Source organism: Vibrio sp. Isolate30 (assembly GCF_022397975.1).
Classification (GTDB): domain Bacteria; phylum Pseudomonadota; class Gammaproteobacteria; order Enterobacterales; family Vibrionaceae; genus Vibrio; species Vibrio fortis.
The window spans coordinates 1-21,631 of record NZ_JAKEUS010000018.1 but is presented as its reverse complement, the minus strand read 5'-3'; the positions used below and the strand labels follow the sequence as shown (position 1 = coordinate 21,631).

At 45.6% G+C, this 21,631-nt stretch carries 20 protein-coding genes and 1 rRNA gene; 17 read left to right on the top strand and 4 right to left on the bottom strand.

The features are described 5' to 3' along the window. Window positions 1–22 precede the first annotated feature (22 nt). From rnr to rplI, 5 genes are all read left to right on the top strand, one after another. Entirely contained in the window at window positions 23–2,530 is a 2,508-nt protein-coding gene (rnr, locus tag L1D60_RS23140) for a ribonuclease R (protein WP_239843151.1), read from the top strand. Window positions 2,531–2,630: 100 nt separating this feature from the next. Next, window positions 2,631–3,371: a 23S rRNA (guanosine(2251)-2'-O)-methyltransferase RlmB gene (gene rlmB, locus L1D60_RS23135; RefSeq protein ID WP_239843150.1), complete on the top strand. Its 741-nt coding sequence runs from the start codon at window positions 2,631–2,633 to the stop codon at window positions 3,369–3,371. A gap of 258 nt (window positions 3,372–3,629) precedes the next feature. After that, window positions 3,630–4,019, top strand: coding sequence for a 30S ribosomal protein S6 (gene rpsF, locus L1D60_RS23130; protein ID WP_032549898.1), 390 nt, complete (start codon window positions 3,630–3,632; stop codon window positions 4,017–4,019). A 112-nt stretch (window positions 4,020–4,131) separates the two neighbouring features. Continuing rightward, window positions 4,132–4,359 (top strand): 30S ribosomal protein S18, encoded by a 228-nt coding sequence (rpsR, locus tag L1D60_RS23125; protein ID WP_000090472.1) that lies wholly within the window; start codon window positions 4,132–4,134, stop codon window positions 4,357–4,359. A 38-nt stretch (window positions 4,360–4,397) separates the two neighbouring features. Beyond that, on the top strand, window positions 4,398–4,850 hold the full coding sequence (gene rplI / locus L1D60_RS23120; RefSeq protein ID WP_239843149.1) for a 50S ribosomal protein L9: 453 nt from the start codon (window positions 4,398–4,400) through the stop codon (window positions 4,848–4,850). 223 nt (window positions 4,851–5,073) lie between these two features. Here rplI and L1D60_RS23115 read toward each other — a convergent pair whose 3' ends face one another. Further along, entirely contained in the window at window positions 5,074–5,946 is an 873-nt protein-coding gene (locus L1D60_RS23115) for a DUF481 domain-containing protein (protein ID WP_239843148.1), read from the bottom strand. A 175-nt stretch (window positions 5,947–6,121) separates the two neighbouring features. Here L1D60_RS23115 and L1D60_RS23110 point away from each other — a divergent pair, with 175 nt between their 5' ends. The 3 genes from L1D60_RS23110 to L1D60_RS23100 are packed head-to-tail and all read left to right on the top strand — an operon-like array spanning window position 6,122 to window position 9,822. After that, the gene (locus tag L1D60_RS23110) at window positions 6,122–7,513 is read left to right on the top strand and encodes a replicative DNA helicase (RefSeq protein ID WP_239843147.1); all 1,392 of its coding nucleotides are present in this window, start codon (window positions 6,122–6,124) and stop codon (window positions 7,511–7,513) included. A gap of 6 nt (window positions 7,514–7,519) precedes the next feature. Continuing rightward, window positions 7,520–8,608, top strand: coding sequence for an alanine racemase (gene alr, locus L1D60_RS23105; protein WP_239843146.1), 1,089 nt, complete (start codon window positions 7,520–7,522; stop codon window positions 8,606–8,608). A 29-nt stretch (window positions 8,609–8,637) separates the two neighbouring features. After that, on the top strand, window positions 8,638–9,822 hold the full coding sequence (locus L1D60_RS23100) for a BamA/TamA family outer membrane protein (protein WP_275665818.1): 1,185 nt from the start codon (window positions 8,638–8,640) through the stop codon (window positions 9,820–9,822). 127 nt (window positions 9,823–9,949) lie between these two features. Here the strand turns inward: L1D60_RS23100 and L1D60_RS23095 are convergent, their stop codons facing one another. Further along, the gene (locus L1D60_RS23095) at window positions 9,950–10,369 is read right to left on the bottom strand and encodes a secondary thiamine-phosphate synthase enzyme YjbQ (RefSeq protein WP_150872903.1); all 420 of its coding nucleotides are present in this window, start codon (window positions 10,367–10,369) and stop codon (window positions 9,950–9,952) included. 325 nt (window positions 10,370–10,694) lie between these two features. Between L1D60_RS23095 and pgi the strand changes: the two genes are divergently transcribed. Beyond that, the gene (gene pgi / locus L1D60_RS23090; RefSeq protein ID WP_239843144.1) at window positions 10,695–12,347 is read left to right on the top strand and encodes a glucose-6-phosphate isomerase; all 1,653 of its coding nucleotides are present in this window, start codon (window positions 10,695–10,697) and stop codon (window positions 12,345–12,347) included. 160 nt (window positions 12,348–12,507) lie between these two features. Here the strand turns inward: pgi and L1D60_RS23085 are convergent, their stop codons facing one another. After that, window positions 12,508–12,969, bottom strand: a complete 462-nt coding sequence (locus L1D60_RS23085; protein ID WP_032549890.1) for a chemotaxis protein CheX — start codon at window positions 12,967–12,969, stop codon at window positions 12,508–12,510. Window positions 12,970–12,986: 17 nt separating this feature from the next. Continuing rightward, a complete protein-coding gene (zur, locus tag L1D60_RS23080; protein ID WP_239843143.1) occupies window positions 12,987–13,445 on the bottom strand; it encodes a zinc uptake transcriptional repressor Zur in 459 nt (152 codons plus the stop codon). A 313-nt stretch (window positions 13,446–13,758) separates the two neighbouring features. On the opposite strand from zur, the gene dusA reads away from it, so the two are divergent. From dusA to L1D60_RS23040, 8 genes are all read left to right on the top strand, one after another. Continuing rightward, window positions 13,759–14,739, top strand: coding sequence for a tRNA dihydrouridine(20/20a) synthase DusA (gene dusA, locus L1D60_RS23075; protein ID WP_150872902.1), 981 nt, complete (start codon window positions 13,759–13,761; stop codon window positions 14,737–14,739). A 193-nt stretch (window positions 14,740–14,932) separates the two neighbouring features. After that, window positions 14,933–15,154 carry an envelope stress response protein PspG gene (pspG, locus tag L1D60_RS23070; RefSeq protein ID WP_032549872.1) on the top strand — a complete coding sequence of 74 codons (222 nt, stop codon included), beginning with the start codon at window positions 14,933–14,935 and terminating at the stop codon, window positions 15,152–15,154. A 151-nt stretch (window positions 15,155–15,305) separates the two neighbouring features. Then, complete coding sequence (locus L1D60_RS23065; RefSeq protein ID WP_239843142.1) at window positions 15,306–15,971, top strand: TIGR04219 family outer membrane beta-barrel protein; 666 nt, start codon at window positions 15,306–15,308, stop codon at window positions 15,969–15,971. A 196-nt stretch (window positions 15,972–16,167) separates the two neighbouring features. Beyond that, the gene (locus L1D60_RS23060) at window positions 16,168–16,401 is read left to right on the top strand and encodes a hypothetical protein (protein WP_239843141.1); all 234 of its coding nucleotides are present in this window, start codon (window positions 16,168–16,170) and stop codon (window positions 16,399–16,401) included. Between the two features lie 121 nt (window positions 16,402–16,522). After that, on the top strand, window positions 16,523–18,385 hold the full coding sequence (locus L1D60_RS23055) for an assimilatory sulfite reductase (NADPH) flavoprotein subunit (protein WP_239843140.1): 1,863 nt from the start codon (window positions 16,523–16,525) through the stop codon (window positions 18,383–18,385). Further along, window positions 18,385–20,112 carry an assimilatory sulfite reductase (NADPH) hemoprotein subunit gene (gene cysI / locus L1D60_RS23050; RefSeq protein ID WP_239843139.1) on the top strand — a complete coding sequence of 576 codons (1,728 nt, stop codon included), beginning with the start codon at window positions 18,385–18,387 and terminating at the stop codon, window positions 20,110–20,112. The genes L1D60_RS23055 and cysI overlap by 1 nt, the downstream gene beginning before the upstream one ends. Continuing rightward, window positions 20,105–20,881: a phosphoadenylyl-sulfate reductase gene (locus tag L1D60_RS23045; protein WP_150872900.1), complete on the top strand. Its 777-nt coding sequence runs from the start codon at window positions 20,105–20,107 to the stop codon at window positions 20,879–20,881. The genes cysI and L1D60_RS23045 overlap by 8 nt, the downstream gene beginning before the upstream one ends. A gap of 636 nt (window positions 20,882–21,517) precedes the next feature. Beyond that, window positions 21,518–21,631 (top strand): 16S ribosomal RNA (locus L1D60_RS23040); the annotation flags it as partial.

The following is a 21,631-nucleotide window of genomic DNA, read 5'->3' as shown; positions in this document are numbered from 1 at the left end:
CCTTGCTTAAGCAGGCCCGCCTATGACAAAAAATATACCGATGTCAGAAAATACGACGACCACAACCAATGTCGACCCTTTTGCAGACCGTGAGTCTCAAAATTACGAGAATCCAGTTCCGAGCCGCGAGTTCATTATTTCATTCCTAACGGATGCCAATATCCCGATGAACCGTAATGACCTATTTGATGCTTTGGGTCTATCCGGAGAAGACCAATATGAAGGTTTGCGCCGTCGTCTACGTGCGATGGAGCGTGATGGCCAATTGATCTTTACGCGTCGTCAATGCTACGCACTACCAGAGAAGTTGGAGCTGATTAAAGGGTATGTAATCGGGCATAAAGATGGCCACGGCTGGGTGCGCCCAGATGGTAGCAAAAGCAAGGATGATGACATTCTACTGCCACACCATCAGATGAAAACACTGATGCATGGTGATTATGTCTTGGCACAACCAACCGACAACAGCAAACGCGGTCGTCGTGAAGGTCGTCTAGTTCGCGTGCTTGAAGAGCGTACGGCACCGTTAATTGGTCGCTTCTTCCTAGAGTACGGTCATTCATACGTAGTTCCTGATGATTCTCGTATCAGTCACGATATTCTGATCCCTACCGAGCATAAAGGCGGTGCTCGTATGGGTAACGTGGTAGTGATTGAAATTACCGATCGTGGCGGTCGTTCGCGCAACATGATGGGTAAAGTGACAGAGGTTCTAGGTGAGAACATGGCTCCGGGCATGGAGACCAAGATTGCGATTCATACTCACCAAATCCCACACGAGTGGCCGGAAGCGGTTGAGAAGCAAATCGAAAACCTAGGTGAGCACGTACCTGAAGAAGCAAAAGAAGGTCGCGTAGATTTACGTGAGCTGCCTTTGGTGACCATTGATGGTGAAGATGCTCGAGACTTCGATGATGCGGTTTACTGTGAAGCGAAGAAAGGCGGTGGCTGGCGTTTATGGGTGGCGATTGCTGACGTGAGCTACTATGTTCGCCCGGATACGGCCCTAGACAAAGAAGCGATTAACCGTGGTAACTCGGTGTACTTCCCATCTCAGGTTGTTCCTATGCTGCCGGAAGTACTATCGAATGGTTTATGTTCTCTAAACCCACAAGTTGACCGTTTGTGTATGGTGTGTGAAATGACCATCTCTGAAAACGGTAAACTTTCTGGTTACAAGCACTATGAAGCGGTGATGAACTCGCATGCGCGTCTGACTTACAACAAAGTAGGCGCAATTTTAGATGGCGATGAAGAGCTACGTCAGCGTTACGAGAAAGAAGTGCCACACCTTGAAGAACTGCACAAGATGTACAAGGTTCTGAAGCAGACTCGTGATGAACGTGGTGCGATTGAATTTGAAACGGTTGAGACTAAGTTCATCTTTAATGCCGATCGTAAGATTGACCGCATTGAGCCTGTGATTCGTAACGATGCACACAAGATCATCGAAGAGTGTATGATTCTGGCGAACATCGCTTCTGCTTCATTAGTAGAAAAAGCCAAAGAGCCTGCGCTATACCGAATTCACGAAACTCCGGGAGAAGAACGCCTAGCAGGCTTTAAAGACTTCTTGGGAGAATTAGGTCTAAGCTTGGAAGGTGGCCTGCAGCCATCACCAACGGATTACGCGCAACTGATTCGTCAGATTAACGAGCGTGAAGACCGAGAATTAATCCAAACCATGCTGCTGCGCTCTATGAAGCAAGCGGTATACAACGCAGACAACTGTGGTCACTTTGGCTTGGCATTGAAGCGCTACGCGCACTTTACTTCGCCAATTCGCCGTTACCCAGACTTGCTACTGCACCGTGCAATCAAATACCTGATTGCGAAAGGGGAAGGCCGTAATACAGATCGCTGGACACCAACAGGTGGTTACCACTACTCATTTGATGACATGGATTTCTACGGTGAGCAATGTTCGACAACCGAGCGTCGTGCCGATGATGCCACGCGTGAAGTGTCTGACTGGCTGAAGTGTGAATATATGCAAGACCATGTTGGTGAAGAGATGCCGGGTGTGATTGCCAACGTAACCGGTTTTGGCTTCTTTGTACGCCTAACGGAATTGCACATTGATGGTCTAGTGCACGTGACTTCACTTGCCAACGATTACTACCAATTTGACCCAATTGGACAGAGATTAATTGGTGAGAGTTCTGGTAATATCTACCGCCTTGGTGATTCAGTGAAGGTTAAGGTCTCTGCGGTAAACCTAGACAGCCGCCAGATTGACTTTGATATTGTCGATACTGACCGCAAACCTCGTGGTAAAGGCAAAACAGCTAAGAAACGAGCTGCGGATGCTGCGAAAAAGGCGAAAAGCAAAAAGCGCGCAGCAGTGAAAAGCCGTCGCCCAGGAAGCAGTGCAAAGTCATTAGTTGAGCCAACTAAACGCCCTGATGGTAGCAGTGAAGAAGGGACAAGCAGTAAGAGAAAGCCGAAACGCAAGCCGGCAAGTACCGATAAGCCGAAAGCGAAAAAGAAGCGTACGGCAAAGCGTAAGCCAAAAGCGCCAAAGGCTTAACACAGGAGTAGGTAGTATCGCTGCCTACTCGATATTGAATAGAAAATTAAGGAGAGGCGCAGTTTACTCTCCTTAATGTAACAAACCGAATAGGTAGACAATGAGTAACGAATTTATCTACGGCATTCACGCGGTGAAAGCTGTACTAGAAAAAGACCCAGCGCGTTTTATCGAGGCTTATGTACTAAAAGGCCGTCAAGATGAGCGTCTATTGCCGCTGCTAAACCAACTGCAGCAGTTTGGGGTGTCTATCCAACAAATGGGTCGTAAACCGCTTGATGACAAAGCTCAAGGCGCAAATCACCAAGGTATTATTGCTAAGGTTAAGCCTGCTAAACAGCTGAACGAAAACGACCTTGATGACATTCTAGCGCAGCATGAGCAGCCCCTACTATTGGTGCTTGATGGTGTGACAGACCCACACAACCTAGGCGCGTGTCTGCGTAATGCAGATGCTGCAGGTGTTGCTGCGGTTATCGTTCCTAAAGATCGCTCTTCGCCGTTAACTGCGACAGTAAGTAAAGTGGCGTGTGGGGCTGCTGAAACGGTGCCTTTAGTACGTGTGACAAACTTGGCTCGTACTATGCGCGCGCTTCAAGAGAAAGGCGTGTGGTTTGTAGGTACCGCGGGCGAAGCGACGCACGATATTTATCAAGCAAAGCTGACGGGCCCATTAGCGGTTGTGATGGGAGCAGAAGGTGACGGTATGCGTCGTCTAACGCGTGAAACCTGTGATGATCTGATTAAGATCCCTATGGCGGGCAGTGTATCAAGCCTCAACGTTTCAGTGGCTTCTGGTATTTGCTTGTTTGAAGCGGTGCGTCAGCGTTTAGCGCAGTAAACTACCCATTGAATTGATTTATTTCTAACGCCCACCACATGCTGGTGGGCGTTTGTTTTTATCGAATTAGGGCAGATCTTGAGAGAACCGCGAATAGCTAGAAAAACTGTTTCATTATTCGCCAAATACCACTTGCCAATACGGGGTTCTTTCTATAATATTTGCCGTCCTTAAAACTCAGTCAATTATCTTTAGTTCCTTGCTTCCTCTGGATGACTGAGCCAACTGTGGAAGCTAATAATCCGTAAGGAGCAACCAATGCGTCATTACGAAATCGTATTCATGGTGCACCCTGATCAAAGCGAGCAAGTTGCTGGCATGATCGAGCGTTACACTGGTTCTATCACTGAAGCTGGCGGTACTATCCACCGTCTAGAAGACTGGGGCCGCCGTCAAATGGCTTACCCAATCAACAAGCTTCACAAAGCTCACTACGTTCTAATGAACGTTGAAGCTGGTCAAGAAGTGATCGACGAGCTAGAAACTGCTTTCCGTTTCAACGATGCAGTTCTACGTAACATGATCATGCGCACTAAAGGCGCTGTGACTGAGCAATCTATTATGCTTAAGCAAAAAGAAGAGCGTGCAGAGCGTGCTCCTCGTCGCGAAGAGCGTACAGAAGCTAAGCCAGAAGCATCTGCTGAGTAATTCTTTTTTGGCGTAAAGCCTTAAAAAATTCTCAACTTGTTTTAGGTTCTTTGTGAATACTTCGGTAATCGTGAAAGACCGCTTTTTTAAATTTAAGATCAGGAGATAGCCCATGGCTCGTTTCTTCCGTCGTCGTAAATTCTGCCGTTTCACTGCAGAAGGCGTACAAGAGATTGACTACAAAGACGTAGCAACTCTAAAAAACTACATCACTGAAGCTGGTAAAATCGTACCTAGCCGTATCACTGGTACAAGCGCTAAGTACCAGCGTCAACTAGCTCGCGCTATCAAGCGTTCTCGTTACCTAGCTCTACTACCGTACACTGACAAGCATCAGTAATCGGTAATAGTTAATAATAGTTTAAGAGGACTAAGATAATGCAAGTTATTCTACTTGATAAGATCGGTAACCTAGGTGGCCTTGGCGACCAAGTAAACGTTAAATCTGGCTACGCTCGTAACTTCCTTATCCCACAAGGTAAAGCAGTTATGGCAACTAAAGACAACGTTGCTATGTTCGAAACTCGTCGTGCTGAACTAGAAGCTAAAGTTGCTGAGCAACTAGCTGCTTCTCAAGCTCGCGCTGAGCAAGTTAACGCTCTAGAAGCTGTAGTTATCGCTTCTAAAGCTGGTGACGAAGGTAAACTATTCGGTTCTATCGGTACTCGTGACATCGCTGACGCTATCACAGCGGCAGGTGTTGCAGTTGCTAAGAGCGAAGTACGCCTACCTGAAGGCGCTCTACGTAACATCGGTGAATTCGAAGTAAGCATCCAACTTCACTCTGAAGTTTTTGCTACTGCGAAAATCGCTATCGTTGCTGCTGAGTAATTTCAGTTACAAGACGAATTCTTTCTTTTGAAAGTTTTAAAACACCAGCTTCGGCTGGTGTTTTTTTATGTCTAAAATTCAGGTTAACGACATCATGGGTATGATGAGTAAGCTTGAGTCGTTAGCGATTCTGACTCGTCACAAAAGAAAAGTAGGGTGGGTAAGGCAAGCAAAAAGCCTACGATGATCTTTTTGCTCTATGGTCTGTACAAGCGGTGTGAGTTTAGAATTGGAACAGCAGATTCACTGAAAGTACAGAGTCCGCTTTATCTAAGCCATTTGGAACCTTATCGTGGTACTGACGAGAGTGCGCAATCTTAAGGGCGATATTCTCGGTAATATCATTCACGGCCTCTAGGTCGGTATCTAATCTTAAGTTACTGCGACCCGATACCAATGTCATATCAGCATTGAAGCGCAAATTCGGTAGCACCTGCCAAGATGAGTTTAGGTTTCCACGAAAAATGCCTTCTTCCACTATCTCCGGAAAGATAATGTCGTCATCGTCAATTTCATCAAGGTTGGGCTCTTGATAACGAAAACCTGGGCCGACTTCCAACTCTAAAACGAATGTTTCCGTGTTCGAGAACTGATAACCCAAACCTGTCGAAATCGTATAGTCCTTAAAGTAAGCACTGTAGCGCGAGTCTACACCTTTAAAACTGCCGTAAAGGTAGGTCTTTGGGCTTAACTTGTAGTCACTTTGTGCCGTATAAGTCGACTGCCTTTTGTCCTCTTCACCATCTTTGTAGAGGTTGTAATACTTCCATTCGCCAGTGCTACGGTGACGCCCTTCTGTGTACTCAGCGCTAAGTCGTGCGTTGAGCGAGCGCGAATCAGAGTTACCTGTATGCGATTGGTAGCCAAACTCAACCTCGGTCGAGAGCGGATCTGTCGGTTCGGTGTCTGTGTCACTCGGCGCGATATCCATATCCACAACATCTGTTGCTGCTTCTACTTGTAACTCTTCGACTGGCTCTAAAGGCTCAGCCACTTCTATTGAGTCAAGAAGCTTATCAACAGAGGATTCTGTGTCATTAGCTAGAGCTAATGGAGTGCTCAGTAGACCAAGGCTAAGAGCAATTAATTTGGACACGCATACCTCATTTGTACAGTGAATGGGTGGAGGATCGTAATGCTACCCTTGGTGATTTGAGTCAGCAATAGGTAAATTCTTGCTTAAGACTAAAACAAACCCGCCGGATAGCATTACAAATGAATGTTCTTGGGTATAATGAGCGATCATTAATAGTTATTTGAGTGTAGTGATAGTGGATACCAGAAATCAGAAATCAGCCAACGATCAGGTGGACGCGATTAAAGTCCCGCCCCATTCATTAGAAGCTGAACAATCCGTGATTGGCGGCCTGTTACTGGACAACCAACGCTGGGATACAGTGGCTGAAAAGGTCGTGGCGAAGGACTTCTATAGTCGTCCGCACCGTCTGATTTTTGAAGCGGTGAAAGACATTCTAGAAGAAAGTGCACCTCTGGATCTTATTACACTCTCTGAGCATTTGGAGCTACGTGAGCAGCTTGAAGAGGTTGGCGGTTTCGCTTACCTTGCAGACCTTGCTAAAAACACCCCAAGCGCGGCGAACATCAATGCTTATGCTGATATTGTGGCGCAGCGTGCTCTAGTACGTAGCCTTATCGGTGTGGCGAATGAGATCGCCGATTCTGGTTACGATCCACAAGGCCGTACATCGGAAGACCTACTCGATCTTGCCGAAAGTAAGGTATTCGCGATTGCGGAAGGCCGCGCAAGTGAGAACGAAGGCCCACAAAACGTAGACAGCATTCTAGAGAAGACGCTAGAGCGTATCGAGATCCTATACAAAACACCGCAAGATGGTGTGACAGGTGTTGATACTGGCTTTAACGACCTCAATAAGAAAACCGCTGGTCTACAAGGCTCAGACTTAATCATTGTCGCAGCACGTCCATCGATGGGTAAAACTACCTTCGCGATGAACTTGTGTGAAAACGCGGCGATGAAGCAAGACAAACCCGTTCTTATCTTCTCGTTAGAGATGCCGGGCGAACAGCTGATGATGCGTATGTTGGCATCCCTATCTCGTGTTGACCAAACCAAGATTCGTACGGGTCAGCTGGATGACGAAGATTGGGCTCGTATCTCTTCTACCATGGGAATCCTCATGGATAAGAAGAACATGTATATCGATGACAGTTCTGGTCTAACACCAACCGAAGTGCGTTCACGTGCGCGTCGTATTGCTCGTGAGCACGATGGTCTCTCAATGATCATGATCGACTACCTTCAATTGATGCGTGTACCGTCTCTTTCTGATAACCGTACCTTGGAGATTGCCGAGATCTCTCGCTCTCTAAAAGCACTCGCGAAAGAGCTAAATGTGCCTGTAGTCGCGCTGTCTCAGCTTAACCGTTCCCTAGAGCAACGTGCTGATAAACGTCCGGTTAACTCAGACTTGCGTGAATCGGGCTCGATTGAGCAAGATGCCGACTTAATCATGTTTATCTATCGTGATGAAGTTTATAACCCAGACAGCTCACTGAAAGGCATTGCAGAGATTATTATCGGTAAGCAGCGTAACGGCCCTATCGGTTCGGTTCGTTTGACCTTCCAAGGTCAGCACTCTCGATTTGATAACTATGCAGGCCCTGCATTTGATGATGAGTAACCCTCAATGACGTACATGAAAGCCGCGACCGCAAGCATTGACTTAGGCGCGCTAGAGCACAACTTAAATCTCATCAAATCGAAGGCTCCGAAGAGCAAAGTAATGTCGGTAGTGAAAGCCAATGGTTATGGACATGGCTTGCTGCACATTGCTAAGCACTCAAAAAGTTCGGATGCTTTCGGTGTTGCTCGAATTGAAGAAGCACTGCAACTGAGAGCGGGTGGAATTGTAAAACCGATTTTGCTACTTGAAGGCTTCTACTCTTCGGGGGATTTGCCTATCTTGGTTACGAATAACATCCAAACGGTGGTGCATTGTGAAGAGCAGCTCAATGCGTTAGAAAATACTAAGCTAGAAGCGCCTGTAGTCGTGTGGCTTAAAGTCGACAGCGGAATGCATCGTTTGGGCGTACGCCCTGAGCAGTATCAAAACTTTGTGGAGCGCTTACATCAGTGTGCCAATGTGGCGAAACCTTTGCGTTATATGAGCCATTTCGGCTGTGCTGACGAGCTGGATAAAACCACGACAACAGAACAAACTCAGCTCTTCCTATCATTGACTGAAGGGTGTGAAGGCGAGCGTTCATTGGCGGCCTCTGCGGGAGTACTCGCGTGGACGAACAGTCACCTCGACTGGGTTCGTCCGGGGATCATCTCTTACGGTGTCTCTCCATTTGTCGATCAGACTGCGCAAGAGTTAGGTTTTCAGCCTGTGATGACCTTAACCTCTCACCTGATTGCTGTGCGCGACCTTAAGGCCGGTGAAAGCGTAGGGTATGGTGGAAACTGGACCAGCGACCGCGATACTAAAATGGGCGTGATTGCGATTGGCTACGGTGATGGCTATCCACGAACCGCACCTAATGGTACTCCAGTCTTCATCAATGGTCGTAAGGTGCCGATTGCAGGTCGTGTCTCGATGGACATGCTCACCGTTGATCTTGGCCCTGATGCTACCGACCAAGTGGGTGATGAAGCGACCTTATGGGGTAAAGCGTTGCCTTCGGAAGAGGTGGCGTCTCACATCGGTACTATTGCCTATGAATTGGTCACTAAACTCACTTCACGTGTCGCGATGGAGTACGTGAAATCGTGAGCGGTAAAAAATGGTGGTTTGCCAGTGCTATGACGCTGGCGGCCTCGCTGGTTTTTAATCCCGCTCAAGCTTCCGAAAAATCAGAGAAAGAACCCAAAGACTCTGCGTTTGTTCCCTTCTACTTCAGCACCGAAACCATGGGTAATACCTTTGGAGTTGCTGGTGTTGCAAAGGGAGTCGGACAGCCGCAAGCCGCGCTGTTTGGTACCGCGCTCTACTCAGACAAAGACAGCTATGTCGTCTTTCTGTCAGCTTTTAACTATGCGTTGTCGCAGAACCTGCTGTTTAGCACTCAGATGTATCAAGCTCGCTTTAATGACAACCCATACTATCTTGGCGATCAAGGCAGTAACGACTCTTCTGACCTGGATAAAACCATCACTGATGGCTATGAGCAGAACTATCAAGCGGAGTTTAAATACCTATTACCTTGGGGAAATGTCGCTGAACATGGTTTGTTGGGTGCGTTCCAGCCAATTAAAGACGTCAGCTTTGCCTCTCCGCTAGAGTCTGGTGTGAGCTCTATTATCTTTACGCCATTTTATACCTCTCGTGAACTCAAAGATCTCAATGAAACCGAAGAGGCGACTGGATTCAACTTAAGCTTTGACTGGGATAACCGCGACAGTACTCGCAACCCAACCAAAGGCTCTCACTCTTTACTTAAGCTGACGACGGGTTCTGATGATTGGTCTGAAGGCGATCCTTGGTTTAAATGGACGTTCCAAAACAGCCAATATTACGCATTAGGACCACTTGGTGATTGGTTTGATCAACAAGTTCTCGCGTTTGACTTCTATACCGCAGATACACCGACGTGGAATAACTGTTCGGGACAAGAGTGTGCTCGTCCACCAGAAACAGAGCAAGCGCGCCTCGGTGGTCTGTACCGACTACGAGGTTATACCGGAGGTAGATTCCATGGACGCTCTGCGGTTCATTATTCTGCAGAATACCGAGTGCTACCTGACTGGCAGCCGCTGGAAGATATTCCTCTGATTAACTATTACGATCTCCCTTGGTGGCAGTGGGTTGCTTTTGCCGAAGTAGGGCGAGTGGCGGATGAGTACGATGTAAAAACACTGCACTCAGATATGAAATGGAGTCTGGGTGGTGCAGTGCGCTTTCAGGTCGAAGGTATCGTGGTACGAGCAGAATTAGCCCGTGGCGGTGATGAAGGTACCTTTAGGGTTATGGTAAACCAACCCTTCTAAAGCCAATTTTCTCGCTCAATGGAGTTAAAAAAGCATTTGGCCTATCGTAGGCCGAAAGCGCTGTTGATAAGAGTGGTCGTGGAAACACACCACTCTTTTTTATTGATTAAATTAAGGTTTTTCTTTTTTATTCACCTTGGATGGTCAGGATCACAGTGCGGCTACCACCGAAATCACGATGTTCACCTAAGTAAATGCCCTGCCATGTTCCTAAAGCTAATCGACCATTGGTAATGGGGATTGTCACACTGTTGCCCAGAAGTGATGCTTTAATGTGTGCAGGCATGTCGTCGTCACCTTCATACGTGTGGCGGTAATAGGGCGCCCTTTCTGGTACATAGCGATTGAAATGCGACTCCATATCCGCACGCACGGTCGGGTCTGCATTCTCGTTGAGGGTTAAGCTTGCAGAGGTATGTTGGATAAATAAGTGTAATAAACCAACAGTTGGACAATTAATGTCGTTGATGTGTTGTTCAATTTCATCAGTAATGAGATGAAATCCACGCTTTCGTGCATTGAGGTGAATAGTCTTCTGAAACCACATATAGCATCCTCTATAATGTATTTGGCAAAAAAGCGGTTTAACGCTATCTTTTGAACTTGAATTTACAGGGTTTAGTTCACACTTCTACAGTGTAGAACCGAAATCAGCGCCAGTTAGTGGTTCACAAAAACGAACCGTGATTTATCTCAAGGCGCTGATGGTTATATACGGCATAATACGCCGTGAAAAAAAATTACAAAGAATCTTTCAGTGATGATGAAACCTTTGTCGTCACCGAATCATAGAGCTTTTGCCTAATCGGGGGTTCTCTTATCACATTAGTGATATTGAGAATAAAACCTAAAGTAACATCGGGATAGTTACCATGTTGAAAAATATCAACCCTACGCAAACACAAGCGTGGAAATCTCTAACTGCACACTTTGAATCTGCTCAAGATATGGAGCTAAAAGAGCTATTCGCTCAAGATGCAAAGCGTTTTGACGCGTTCTCTACTCGCTTCGGTTCAGACATCTTAGTCGATTACTCTAAGAACCTTATCGATGCAGAAACGATGCAGCACCTATTCGCACTTGCTAACGAGACAGAAGTTAAATCTGCAATCGAAGCAATGTTCAAAGGTGACGCAATCAACCAAACTGAAGGCCGTTCAGTTCTTCACACTGCTCTGCGTAACCGCAGCGACAAGCCAGTGATGGTTGATGGTAAAGATGTAATGCCTGCTGTAAATGCTGTTCTAGCAAAAATGGAACTCTTCACACACCGCATCGTATCAGGTGAGTGGAAAGGTTACACAGGTAAAGAGATCACTGATGTTGTAAACATTGGTATCGGTGGTTCGGACCTCGGTCCATACATGGTGACTGAAGCCCTAACACCATACAAAACACGCCTAAACATGCACTTCGTGTCTAACGTTGATGGTACGCACATCGTTGAAACACTGAAGAAAGTAAACCCAGAAACAACACTATTCCTAGTGGCTTCTAAGACGTTTACAACTCAAGAAACAATGACCAATGCACACTCTGCACGTGACTGGTTCCTAGCAGAAGCGGGTGATGAAGCACACGTAGCTAAGCACTTCGCAGCGCTATCTACTAACGCAACTGCGGTAGCTGAGTTTGGTATCGATACAGACAACATGTTCGAATTCTGGGACTGGGTTGGCGGTCGTTACTCTCTATGGTCTGCAATCGGTCTATCGATTTCTCTGTCTGTCGGTTTCGACAACTTCGTTGAGCTTCTTGAAGGTGCTCACGACATGGATAACCACTTCGCTTCAACTGAGTTTGAAAGCAACATCCCAGTTATCCTTGCGCTAATCGGTATTTGGTACAACAACTTCCACGGCGCTGAGTCTGAAGCAATCCTACCTTACGACCAATACATGCACCGTTTTGCTGCTTACTTCCAGCAAGGCAACATGGAGTCTAACGGTAAGTTTGTTGACCGTGACGGTAACCCAGTGGAATACCAAACGGGTCCAATCATCTGGGGTGAGCCGGGTACAAATGGCCAGCACGCTTTCTACCAGCTTATTCACCAAGGTACTAAGCTGATCCCTTCTGATTTCATTGCTCCAGCAATCAGCCACAACCCAGCATCTGATCACCACCAGAAGCTAATGTCTAACTTCTTTGCTCAAACTGAAGCACTAGCATTCGGTAAGACAAAAGAGACAGTAGAAGCTGAATTCCTAGCAGCAGGTAAAACTGCAGAAGAAGTAGCAGAACTAGTACCATTTAAAGTGTTTGAAGGTAATCGCCCAACAAACTCTATCCTAGTTAAGCAAATCACGCCTCGCACTCTGGGTAACCTAATCGCGATGTACGAGCACAAGATCTTCGTACAAGGCGTAATCTGGAACATCTTCAGCTTTGACCAATGGGGTGTAGAGCTTGGTAAGCAACTAGCTAACCAAATCCTACCTGAGCTTGCTGACGAAGCAGAAGTGACATCTCACGATAGTTCAACTAACGGTCTAATCAACGCATTTAAAGCGCTTAAAGCTTAATAGAGTTGAATCCGAAAAAACAAACGCCAGCCTTTGAGCTGGCGTTTTGTTTTTCTGGCGTCCACTATGCGTTTAGATAAAACAGCAGGCAATAAAAAAGGCTGGCACAGTGCCAACCTTTCTTTCAATTCGCTTTTTTCAAGGCGATAGTTCGATGCTGTTATTCGAAGCAGATCTCGATGAAGGCGTTACCCCATTGAGATGAGAACGGCATGATGATGATCGCACCTTCACACTTGTGACGAATAGTATGTCCTTTACCTGAAACAACAATCGGTGTCGCCATATCAAAGTCGAAGCCACTTTCCGCAAGGATACGCTTTGCACCGCCCGTTACCATGTTGGTGATCTCACCAACCATGTCGGTCACTTCTTCGTTCAGACCGTTTGGACGCTCACCCAGCATGTTCTGCATGATTTCTAGCGCTAGGCCTTCATCAAAGGTGATCGACATTGAACCACGAGATTGTGGACCAACCATACCAATTAAACCAGAGACATCACCACGAGCGATTTCATCTTTTTTAACTCTAGGTTTCTGTGGCTTCAATTCTAGAGAAGCCATCGTTTTTAGCACATTCATGAGAGAGGCTAAAAACGGGTTTACAAATTCAGCGCGCATAATGTTCTTCTATAATCTTAATCTTTCAGCTCAGTCGAGCAGGCTTGGCATGTACCATGAGATTCGATGACGTGATTGGTCAATCGAAAGCCGTGCTTTTCTGCATTGTTAGCGAGTTGAGATATCAGGGCATCATCTTGCAATTCGATTACGCTGCCACACTTATCACAGATTAGCAGCTGCGAGAAATGTTTGTGTGCATTACAAGAGCAGCAACAAATAAAGCTGTTTGTTGACTCAACTCGGTGAATAAAACCTTGTTCCAACAAAAAGTCTAAAGCGCGATATACAGTAGGTGGTTTGGCTTGAGGTTCACTCTGCTTAAGCTGTTCTAGTAGTTCATAAGCACTAGAGGCTTTTTTATTCGCCAGGATGAGCTCAAACACTCGCTTTCTTTGAGGTGTTAATCGAACGCCTCGAGATGCGCATATCCCTTCAACTTGCTCTATTAATGTTTGGTCCAAATTTTTCACCATACAGCGGACGACGCTAACCATTCACTATTTTGATAGTAAAATTAGGTAGGTGCCCTCAATTTTAATAAAAGTCAGGTACAGAGCGTATTGTGACCTATGACTTTGAATAAGACAAGGTAACTCAAAATGACCGTATGACTCAAGATATAACTGATTATTGACGTCAAAATAGAGGCTCTGTGAATGGGTTGAAATATAAAAATGTGAGGTAAAGATCATATAGCACAAACAAGGCATAGCCTTTACAATAGCCGACTTCACTTTTGTTGGCCGCGCCAATAAGTATGTTTGACTCGTTATTAGGGTATTTACCATGACACATTCATGTAGACTTTCTGTTGCTCCAATGCTCGATTGGACTGATCGTCACTGTCGCTACTTCCACCGCCTGCTGTCTCAGCAGACGCTTCTGTATACGGAAATGGTAACGACAGGCGCAATACTGCATGGTAAAGGTGACTTCCTAGAGTACAGCGAGCAAGAACACCCAGTCGCGCTACAATTAGGTGGCTCAAACCCAGTAGATTTAGCGGAATGTGCGAAGTTGGCTGCTGAGCGTGGTTACGATGAAGTGAATCTTAACGTAGGTTGCCCATCTGATCGTGTTCAAAACGGTCGTTTTGGTGCTTGTCTAATGGCTGAGCCAGAGCTGGTGGCCGATTGTGTGTCGGCGATGAAAGAAGTGACCGATATCCCTATCACAGTAAAAACGCGTATCGGTATCGATGAGCAGGATTCATACGAGTTCCTAACTAAGTTTATCTCAACGGTTTCAGAGAAAGGCGGCTGTGAGCAATTTACCATTCATGCTCGTAAAGCTTGGCTGAGTGGCTTGAGCCCGAAAGAGAACCGTGAGATCCCACCGCTAGACTACACACGTGCTTACCAAGTGAAGAAAGATTTCTCAGACTTGGTGATTGCGGTGAATGGCGGCATTACCACCCTAGAACAGACCAAAGAACATCTTCAGCACTTAGATGGCGTAATGATCGGTCGTGAGGCTTACCATAGCCCATACATTCTGGCTGAAGTGGATCAACAGATCTTCGGTTTAGACACACCAATCAAGAAACGCTCACAGGTTGTTGAAGAGATGTACCCGTACATTGAGCAAGAACTGATGAAAGGTGCGAGCCTAGGTCATATCTCTCGTCATATGCTTGGTTTGTTCCAAAGTATGCCAGGTGCAAGGCAGTGGCGTCGTTACATCAGTGAGAACGCACATAAGAAAGGTGCAGGTATCGAAGTGATGCAAACGGCACTGGCGAAAATTCCTAAAGAATTGAATGTGTAATATATAGGTTTATCACCTAGGCGAAATTTACCACTATTGGTTATTTTTGCCATTTAAAAGAAGTCTAAAGCCATGCGTGAAAATGCATGGCTTTTTATTTGCTTGATTTTTAAGGGTTTTATTTTTATTTCGTGTTGGTATGGAAGCTGCAATAACTAAGATTAAGAGAAACAGGTCATCATAGGAGACCATTATGTTTGAATTAATCTTTGTTCTTATCTTCGTTGCGACGTTATTGGTGACAGGTATTACCTTTATGACGGTATTAGCAGCAACCGGGCTTGCACTCGTTGTGATGGTCGTACTGGGTATGGTTGGAGCAGTATTAAAAATATTACCTTGGTTGATTGTCATCGCGATTGGTATTTGGTTCTTTAAGAACGTAGTGAACAGCTCTAATCCTCGCCGTTATTAATGAGTTATTGCTTGAAAGTCATGGCAACGTCAAATTTGATCGCAACGGATGTTTATCGCATCCGTTGTGCATATGTGTGGTAGAATTTTACTCATTAGTCTATGAATGTACTTAGAATTAGTACAACGCAATGGAACGGGAGCTCTCTCAAATGAATAAAATGCCATTAATTGCTTTAGTGGGAATGTTATCTTTAAGTTCGACAACGTCTGCTCAAGAAGAACCTTTCTACACGGCGAAAGTCGGTGCCGATATGTGGTGGGGAAGTACAAAGCTTAATGAAGTAAGACAAGATGATTCACAATCACCTTCTTTGTACTTTGCATTTGAGCACAAATTCCCAATGCTGCCGAACGCGAGCATTCGTTACACATCAGTTGATGCAGATACACTGGCGTTTGATAAGTACGATTACACCTTTTACTACACGCTGCTAGAGCACAAGCTAATGAATTTTGATGCGGGTGTGACCTTCACTCAATACTCAAATTCAAACTACATCGAGCCTAAAGCGGGTGGCGCTCAAACGGAATTCGATGAGCTGACGTGGAGCTTCTACGGTAACGCTGAAATTAATGTTCCTGATACCAACTTCGATATCATCGGAACAATGGAGTTTGGTGACAGCAGCGGTATCAAGAGCACTGACCTAATGGCGGGTGTTCAATACCGAATCCCAGTTGCCGAGACACAAGTTGCTCTGCGTGGTGGTTACCGTGTTATCGACCTAGACTCAGATGAGTTCTTTACCTCTGATCTAGGTAAGAGCTTCGTTATGGTTGATGGCTGGTTTGCGGGCGCAGAAGTTCGCTTCTAATATTGAGACCACAGACGACAAGTCGAATTAAATGATACGAAAACGCCATTGACTCTCAGTGGCGTTTTTTATTTTGGATATACCAATCTGGAATGAGTTAGTACTCCAATCACTTTTGGGGATTCTTATGCATTGGCGTAATCGACGTCTATTATTAAAAGACACAGTATTGCAGAGTCACAGCAAAGGATGGGATATGACACTCAATGAATTACGCACACTCTATCGAGAAAACCAGCTGGTGGAAGCAATCATAGAGCCCTCAATCCAAGAAGGGGCTTGGGTTGTGGAATTTCGACACATGAGCGGTGGCTTTGTGTTGTTGACGGATGTACACGGTGAAGAGTGCCATTACGCCGACCTCGACCTTGCCTCAAAATCAGCAATGGCAGTGGGATTTCAACAAGTACGTATCGAAAATCAGCAATAGTGGATGAGCCAATTACGGCTTTTTACTTCCAAAAAGTTATAAAACATACTTTTCTATTCTTTCTTGTTATTAAAAGGAGTGGTTAATCTATCGTCACGCAATGATTAGGGATGTCGTGACCATGTCTTTAAATAAGAAAGAGTCTTCACAGAATAACGCACAAGCAGGTAGCAACGAACTACCGGGCTTAGCTGCACCATTAAATGATCAACAATTAGGTCATCTTCAACAGAGTGTTTCAGAACTTTCACCGCAACAGCTTGCTTGGGTAAGTGGTTATCTATGGGGTGTAAGCCAAAACCAACCTTCAGCGGCAGCAGCACCTATTGCTCAAGCAGCAGCTGTGGTTGCGGCTAAACCTGCAGGTAAGCTAAGCATCATCTTTGCTTCTCAAACGGGTAACGCAAAGGGTGTCGCGGAAGCGCTAGAGTCTGAAGCAAAAGCACAAGGCATTGCGGTTGAGCTGTTCGACGCGAGTGACTACAAAGGTAAGAACTTAGCGAAAGAAACCCACGTTATCTTCGTTGCTTCTACCAACGGCGAGGGCGAAGCGCCTGATAACGCGATTGAACTGCATGAATTCCTTCAGTCGAAGAAGGCACCTAAGCTACCGAACCTACAATATGGTGTCATCGGTCTTGGTGACTCAAGTTATGAGTTCTTCTGCCAAACTGGTAAAGATTTCGATAGCTTCCTATCTAAACTTGGCGCGACGCCATTTATTGATCGTGTTGACCTAGATGTGGACTACGAAGCACCAGCAGAAGAGTGGCGCGCATCAGCACTTGAGAAAGTGAAAGAAGCACTCTCTTCAGGTACTGAAGCTGAGGTGGTTCAACTTCCTGTTGGCCAACAAGCGGCTGGTCATAGCCTTTACACCAAACAGAACCCATACACAGCAACACTGTTAACCAGTCAAAAGATCACAGGTCGTGATTCAGGTAAAGACGTTCGTCATATCGAAATCGATCTCGACGAATCAGGCATTACCTACCAGCCGGGTGATGCGTTAGGTGTGTGGTTTGAAAACAGCTCAGAGCTAGCAAATCAAATTCTAGCGAAAGTAGGTCTTTCTGGCGTAGAGAGTGTTGATGTCGATGGTGAGAGCCTTTCTATCCATAGTGCTCTAGTAAGTAAGTATGAGATCACGGCATCTAACCCACAACTCGTGACTAAGTTTGCAGAGTTATCGGGCAGTAAGAAACTAGCTAAGCTGGTGGAAGACAAAGACAAGCTTCGTGAATACGCAGGCAATACCCAAGTCGTTGACGTTCTAGCAGAGAAGAAAACAAAACTGTCTGCTGAGGAATTGGTAGGTCTGCTACGTAAGCTCACGCCGCGTCTTTACTCAATTGCATCAAGTCAATCTGAGGTCGATGAAGAAGTTCACCTAACAGTAGGTTTAGTGGAATACCAAAAAGGTGATGAGTCTCGTCAGGGTGGCGCATCAAGCTTCTTAGCTCAGCGCTTAGAAGAGGGTGGTGAAGTGAAAGTGTTCGTAGAGAACAACAATAACTTCAAACTTCCTCAAGATGATGCAACACCGATCATTATGATTGGCCCAGGCACAGGTATCGCCCCATTCCGTAGCTTCATTCAAGAACGTGACAACAATGGTGCAGAAGGTAATAGCTGGTTGTTCTTTGGCGACCGCACTTTCACTCAAGACTTCTTATATCAAGTCGAGTGGCAGAAATACTTGAAGTCTGGCGCGTTGACCAAACTTGATGTGGCATTTAGCCGTGATCAGCAAGAAAAGGTTTATGTTCAAGATCGTCTTATCGAACAAGCTGAGCAAGTATGGCAATGGCTACAAGAGGGCGCTTACCTCTACGTATGTGGCGATGCAACGCGCATGGCGAAAGATGTCAATGAAGCCCTAATCACGATTGCACAAGAGCAAGGCAAGCTTAGCCGCGAGAAAGCTGAAGAATTTATTAACGATCTACGTAAAGCGAAACGTTACCAAAGGGATGTGTACTAATGAGCAAGCAAGTAATAGAGCAAGAAGTATTAGGCCAAGTGCTTGGCCCATTAGCAGACAACGAACGCTTAAAACGTGAAAGTAATCATCTGCGTGGCACCATTGAAGCCGATCTACAAGATCGCATCACAGGTGGTTTCACGGCAGACAACTTCCAGCTGATTCGTTTCCACGGTATGTATCAACAAGATGACCGTGATATCCGTAACGAGCGTGCAAAGCAAAAACTAGAACCGCTACATAATGTGATGCTTCGTGCGCGTATGCCAGGCGGCATCATTACACCTAAGCAGTGGCTAGCAATTGATAAATTCGCGGATGAGAGCACATCGTATGGTTCTATTCGACTTACAACGCGTCAAACGTTCCAGTTTCACGGTGTGTTAAAGCCGAATATTAAACTGATGCACCAAACGCTGAACAGCATCGGTATTGATTCAATTGCAACAGCGGGTGACGTAAACCGTAACGTGCTATGTACGACTAACCCAGTTGAATCAGAGCTTCACCAAGAGGCTTATGAATGGGCTAAGAAGATCAGTGAGCACCTTCTACCAAAAACGCGTGCTTACGCTGAGATCTGGCTAGATGGTGAAAAGTTAGAAACGACAGATGAAGAGCCGATTCTAGGTAGCAACTATCTACCTCGTAAATTCAAAACAACGGTAGTGATCCCACCACAGAATGATGTGGATGTTCACGCTAACGATCTTAACTTCGTAGCGATCGCTGAAGAAGGCAAGTTGGTAGGTTTTAATGTGCTTGTTGGTGGTGGTCTAGCAATGACTCACGGTGATACGTCTACTTATGCACGTAAAGCGGATGACTTTGGTTTTGTCCCATTAGAAAACACGTTGGATGTGGCAGCCGCTGTTGTAACTACGCAGCGTGACTGGGGTAACCGTTCAAACCGTAAGAATGCAAAGACTAAGTACACACTAGATCGTGTTGGTATTGATGTCTTTAAGGCAGAAGTAGAGAGACGCGCTGGTGTGAAGTTCTCTGATAGCCGCCCTTATGAGTTTACTGGTCGTGGCGATCGCATTGGTTGGTCTGAAGGTATCGATGGTAAATTCCATTTAGCACTATTCATCGAGAACGGTCGTCTACTAGATTTCCCGGGTAAGCCTCTGAAAACAGGTGTTGCAGAAATCGCTAAGATTCATAAAGGCGACTTCCGCATGACAGCAAACCAAAACTTGATTGTGGCGGGGGTACCTAAGAGCCAAAAAGCCAAGATCGAGAAGCTCGCTCGTGAATATGGTCTGATGGATGATGCGGTAACTGAGCAGCGTAAAAATTCAATGGCATGTGTAGCATTCCCAACTTGTCCATTGGCGATGGCAGAAGCAGAACGCTTCCTTCCTGAGTTCGTGACTGATGTGGAAGATATCCTTAAGAAGCACAACCTGCCGGAAGACGACAACATCATTTTGCGAATCACAGGCTGTCCAAATGGTTGTGGTCGAGCGATGCTAGCGGAACTTGGCCTCGTCGGTAAGGCTCCAGGGCGTTACAACATGCATTTAGGTGGTAACCGAGCGGGTACACGGATTCCTAAAATGTATAAAGAGAACATCACCTCTGCACAAATCCTTCAAGAAATCGATGAGCTGGTGGCTCGTTGGGCAAATGAAAGAGAAGAGGGTGAAGGATTCGGTGATTTCACTATTCGCGCTGGCATCATTGAAGAAGTGATCATTTCTAAGAGGGATTTACATGCATAATTCTGTGACTTCTAAATTGAAGTTGGCAGATCTGCTTGCATTAACCAAGACGGAGCAAATCCTCCGTCTTTCAGAAATCAATGCTGAGTTAGAGACGCTAACCGCTCAACAAAGAGTTAAGTGGGCACTAGAGAATCTAGAAGGCAATCACGTTGTCTCATCTAGTTTTGGTATTCAAGCGGCGTTAATGCTTCATCTTGTGACCCAAGCGAAACCAGACATCCCAGTGATCTTGACGGATACTGGCTACCTTTTTCCTGAAACGTATCGCTTTATTGATGAGTTGAGTCAGCAACTGACATTAAACCTTCAGGTCTTCCGAGCGAAACAGAGCCCGAACTGGCAAGAAGCGCAATACGGTAAGTTATGGGAACAAGGCTTAGAAGGGATAGAAAAGTACAACAAGCTGAATAAAGTTGAGCCAATGAGGCGAGCACTGGATGAGCTTGATGCAGGAGTTTGGTTCTCGGGTTTAAGAAGAGAGCAATCTAAGTCCCGTGCAAACCTTCCTATTCTCTCTATCCAAAACGGTGTGTTTAAGTTCTTGCCTGTCATCGACTGGAGTAATAAAGATGTTCACTATTACCTAGAAGAGCATGGTTTGAGTTATCACCCACTTCGAGAAGAAGGTTACTTATCTATTGGTGATACCCACACTACGAAAAAGTGGGAACCGGGTATGACCGAAGAAGAAACGCGGTTTAATGGTTTAAAACGCGAATGTGGTCTTCATGAAGACGATGGTGAGCAATACGGTTCCGGTATTTAATCCAACTTGTATTGAAAAAGCTGCTTTTAAGCAGCTTTTTTTGTGTTTGTAGAATATAAAAAACATCAATTGTGGATAACTCTGTGGGTAGCTTGTAGTTCGGTTGGGGTTAAACTTGCATAAATATGGCTTTGAATCTTATTTCTGCACTTAAGTGTTATTTTTGCAATTTTCTTGAATTAAAGCTTGCCAATGTGAGGAACATCTCTATAATGCCGCCTCACTGACACGGCAGGCGCCATAAGGCTTCAGCGAAGAATGTTAGTTCGGCAACTAGCTTAAAGCGATATTTCGCTTCTACTTTTAGAAAGTAGAAATTAATTTTCAAAAAGTGTTTGACACTGAGAATTAAGTCGCTAGAATGGCCGCCTCTTCCGAAGTGATGTAAATCACAACGAAGAAAAGCTCTTTAACAATTTAAACCTATCAATCTGTGTGGGCACTCGTTGATGAATATCACCAAGTTTGTTTTCGCTTTTATAAGCAAAGGCAAACACATACTTCGGTATCAAAATGATTTCAATGAACTGAGTGACCAATTCGAATCGTAAGATTCGGCACAGTCAATTCAACATTACTTAGCTTTTTATTAAGCGAAGAGAATGTAATCAGTATTCATTGAGTCGACAAAATCTTAAATTGAAGAGTTTGATCATGGCTCAGATTGAACGCTGGCGGCAGGCCTAACACATGCAAGTCGAGCGGAAACGAGTTATCTGAACCTTCGGGGAACGATAACGGCGTCGAGCG

Coding starts and splice junctions, on each gene's coding strand:
- rnr (WP_239843151.1), top strand. CDS start 23: ATGACAAAAAATATACCGATGTCAGAAAATACGACGACCACAACCAAT.
- rlmB (WP_239843150.1), top strand. CDS start 2,631: ATGAGTAACGAATTTATCTACGGCATTCACGCGGTGAAAGCTGTACTA.
- rpsF (WP_032549898.1), top strand. CDS start 3,630: ATGCGTCATTACGAAATCGTATTCATGGTGCACCCTGATCAAAGCGAG.
- rpsR (WP_000090472.1), top strand. CDS start 4,132: ATGGCTCGTTTCTTCCGTCGTCGTAAATTCTGCCGTTTCACTGCAGAA.
- rplI (WP_239843149.1), top strand. CDS start 4,398: ATGCAAGTTATTCTACTTGATAAGATCGGTAACCTAGGTGGCCTTGGC.
- alr (WP_239843146.1), top strand. CDS start 7,520: ATGACGTACATGAAAGCCGCGACCGCAAGCATTGACTTAGGCGCGCTA.
- L1D60_RS23100 (WP_275665818.1), top strand. CDS start 8,638: ATGACGCTGGCGGCCTCGCTGGTTTTTAATCCCGCTCAAGCTTCCGAA.
- L1D60_RS23095 (WP_150872903.1), bottom strand. CDS start 10,369: ATGTGGTTTCAGAAGACTATTCACCTCAATGCACGAAAGCGTGGATTT.
- pgi (WP_239843144.1), top strand. CDS start 10,695: ATGTTGAAAAATATCAACCCTACGCAAACACAAGCGTGGAAATCTCTA.
- L1D60_RS23085 (WP_032549890.1), bottom strand. CDS start 12,969: ATGCGCGCTGAATTTGTAAACCCGTTTTTAGCCTCTCTCATGAATGTG.
- zur (WP_239843143.1), bottom strand. CDS start 13,445: ATGGTGAAAAATTTGGACCAAACATTAATAGAGCAAGTTGAAGGGATA.
- dusA (WP_150872902.1), top strand. CDS start 13,759: ATGACACATTCATGTAGACTTTCTGTTGCTCCAATGCTCGATTGGACT.
- pspG (WP_032549872.1), top strand. CDS start 14,933: ATGTTTGAATTAATCTTTGTTCTTATCTTCGTTGCGACGTTATTGGTG.
- L1D60_RS23065 (WP_239843142.1), top strand. CDS start 15,306: ATGAATAAAATGCCATTAATTGCTTTAGTGGGAATGTTATCTTTAAGT.
- L1D60_RS23060 (WP_239843141.1), top strand. CDS start 16,168: ATGACACTCAATGAATTACGCACACTCTATCGAGAAAACCAGCTGGTG.
- L1D60_RS23055 (WP_239843140.1), top strand. CDS start 16,523: ATGTCTTTAAATAAGAAAGAGTCTTCACAGAATAACGCACAAGCAGGT.
- cysI (WP_239843139.1), top strand. CDS start 18,385: ATGAGCAAGCAAGTAATAGAGCAAGAAGTATTAGGCCAAGTGCTTGGC.
- L1D60_RS23045 (WP_150872900.1), top strand. CDS start 20,105: ATGCATAATTCTGTGACTTCTAAATTGAAGTTGGCAGATCTGCTTGCA.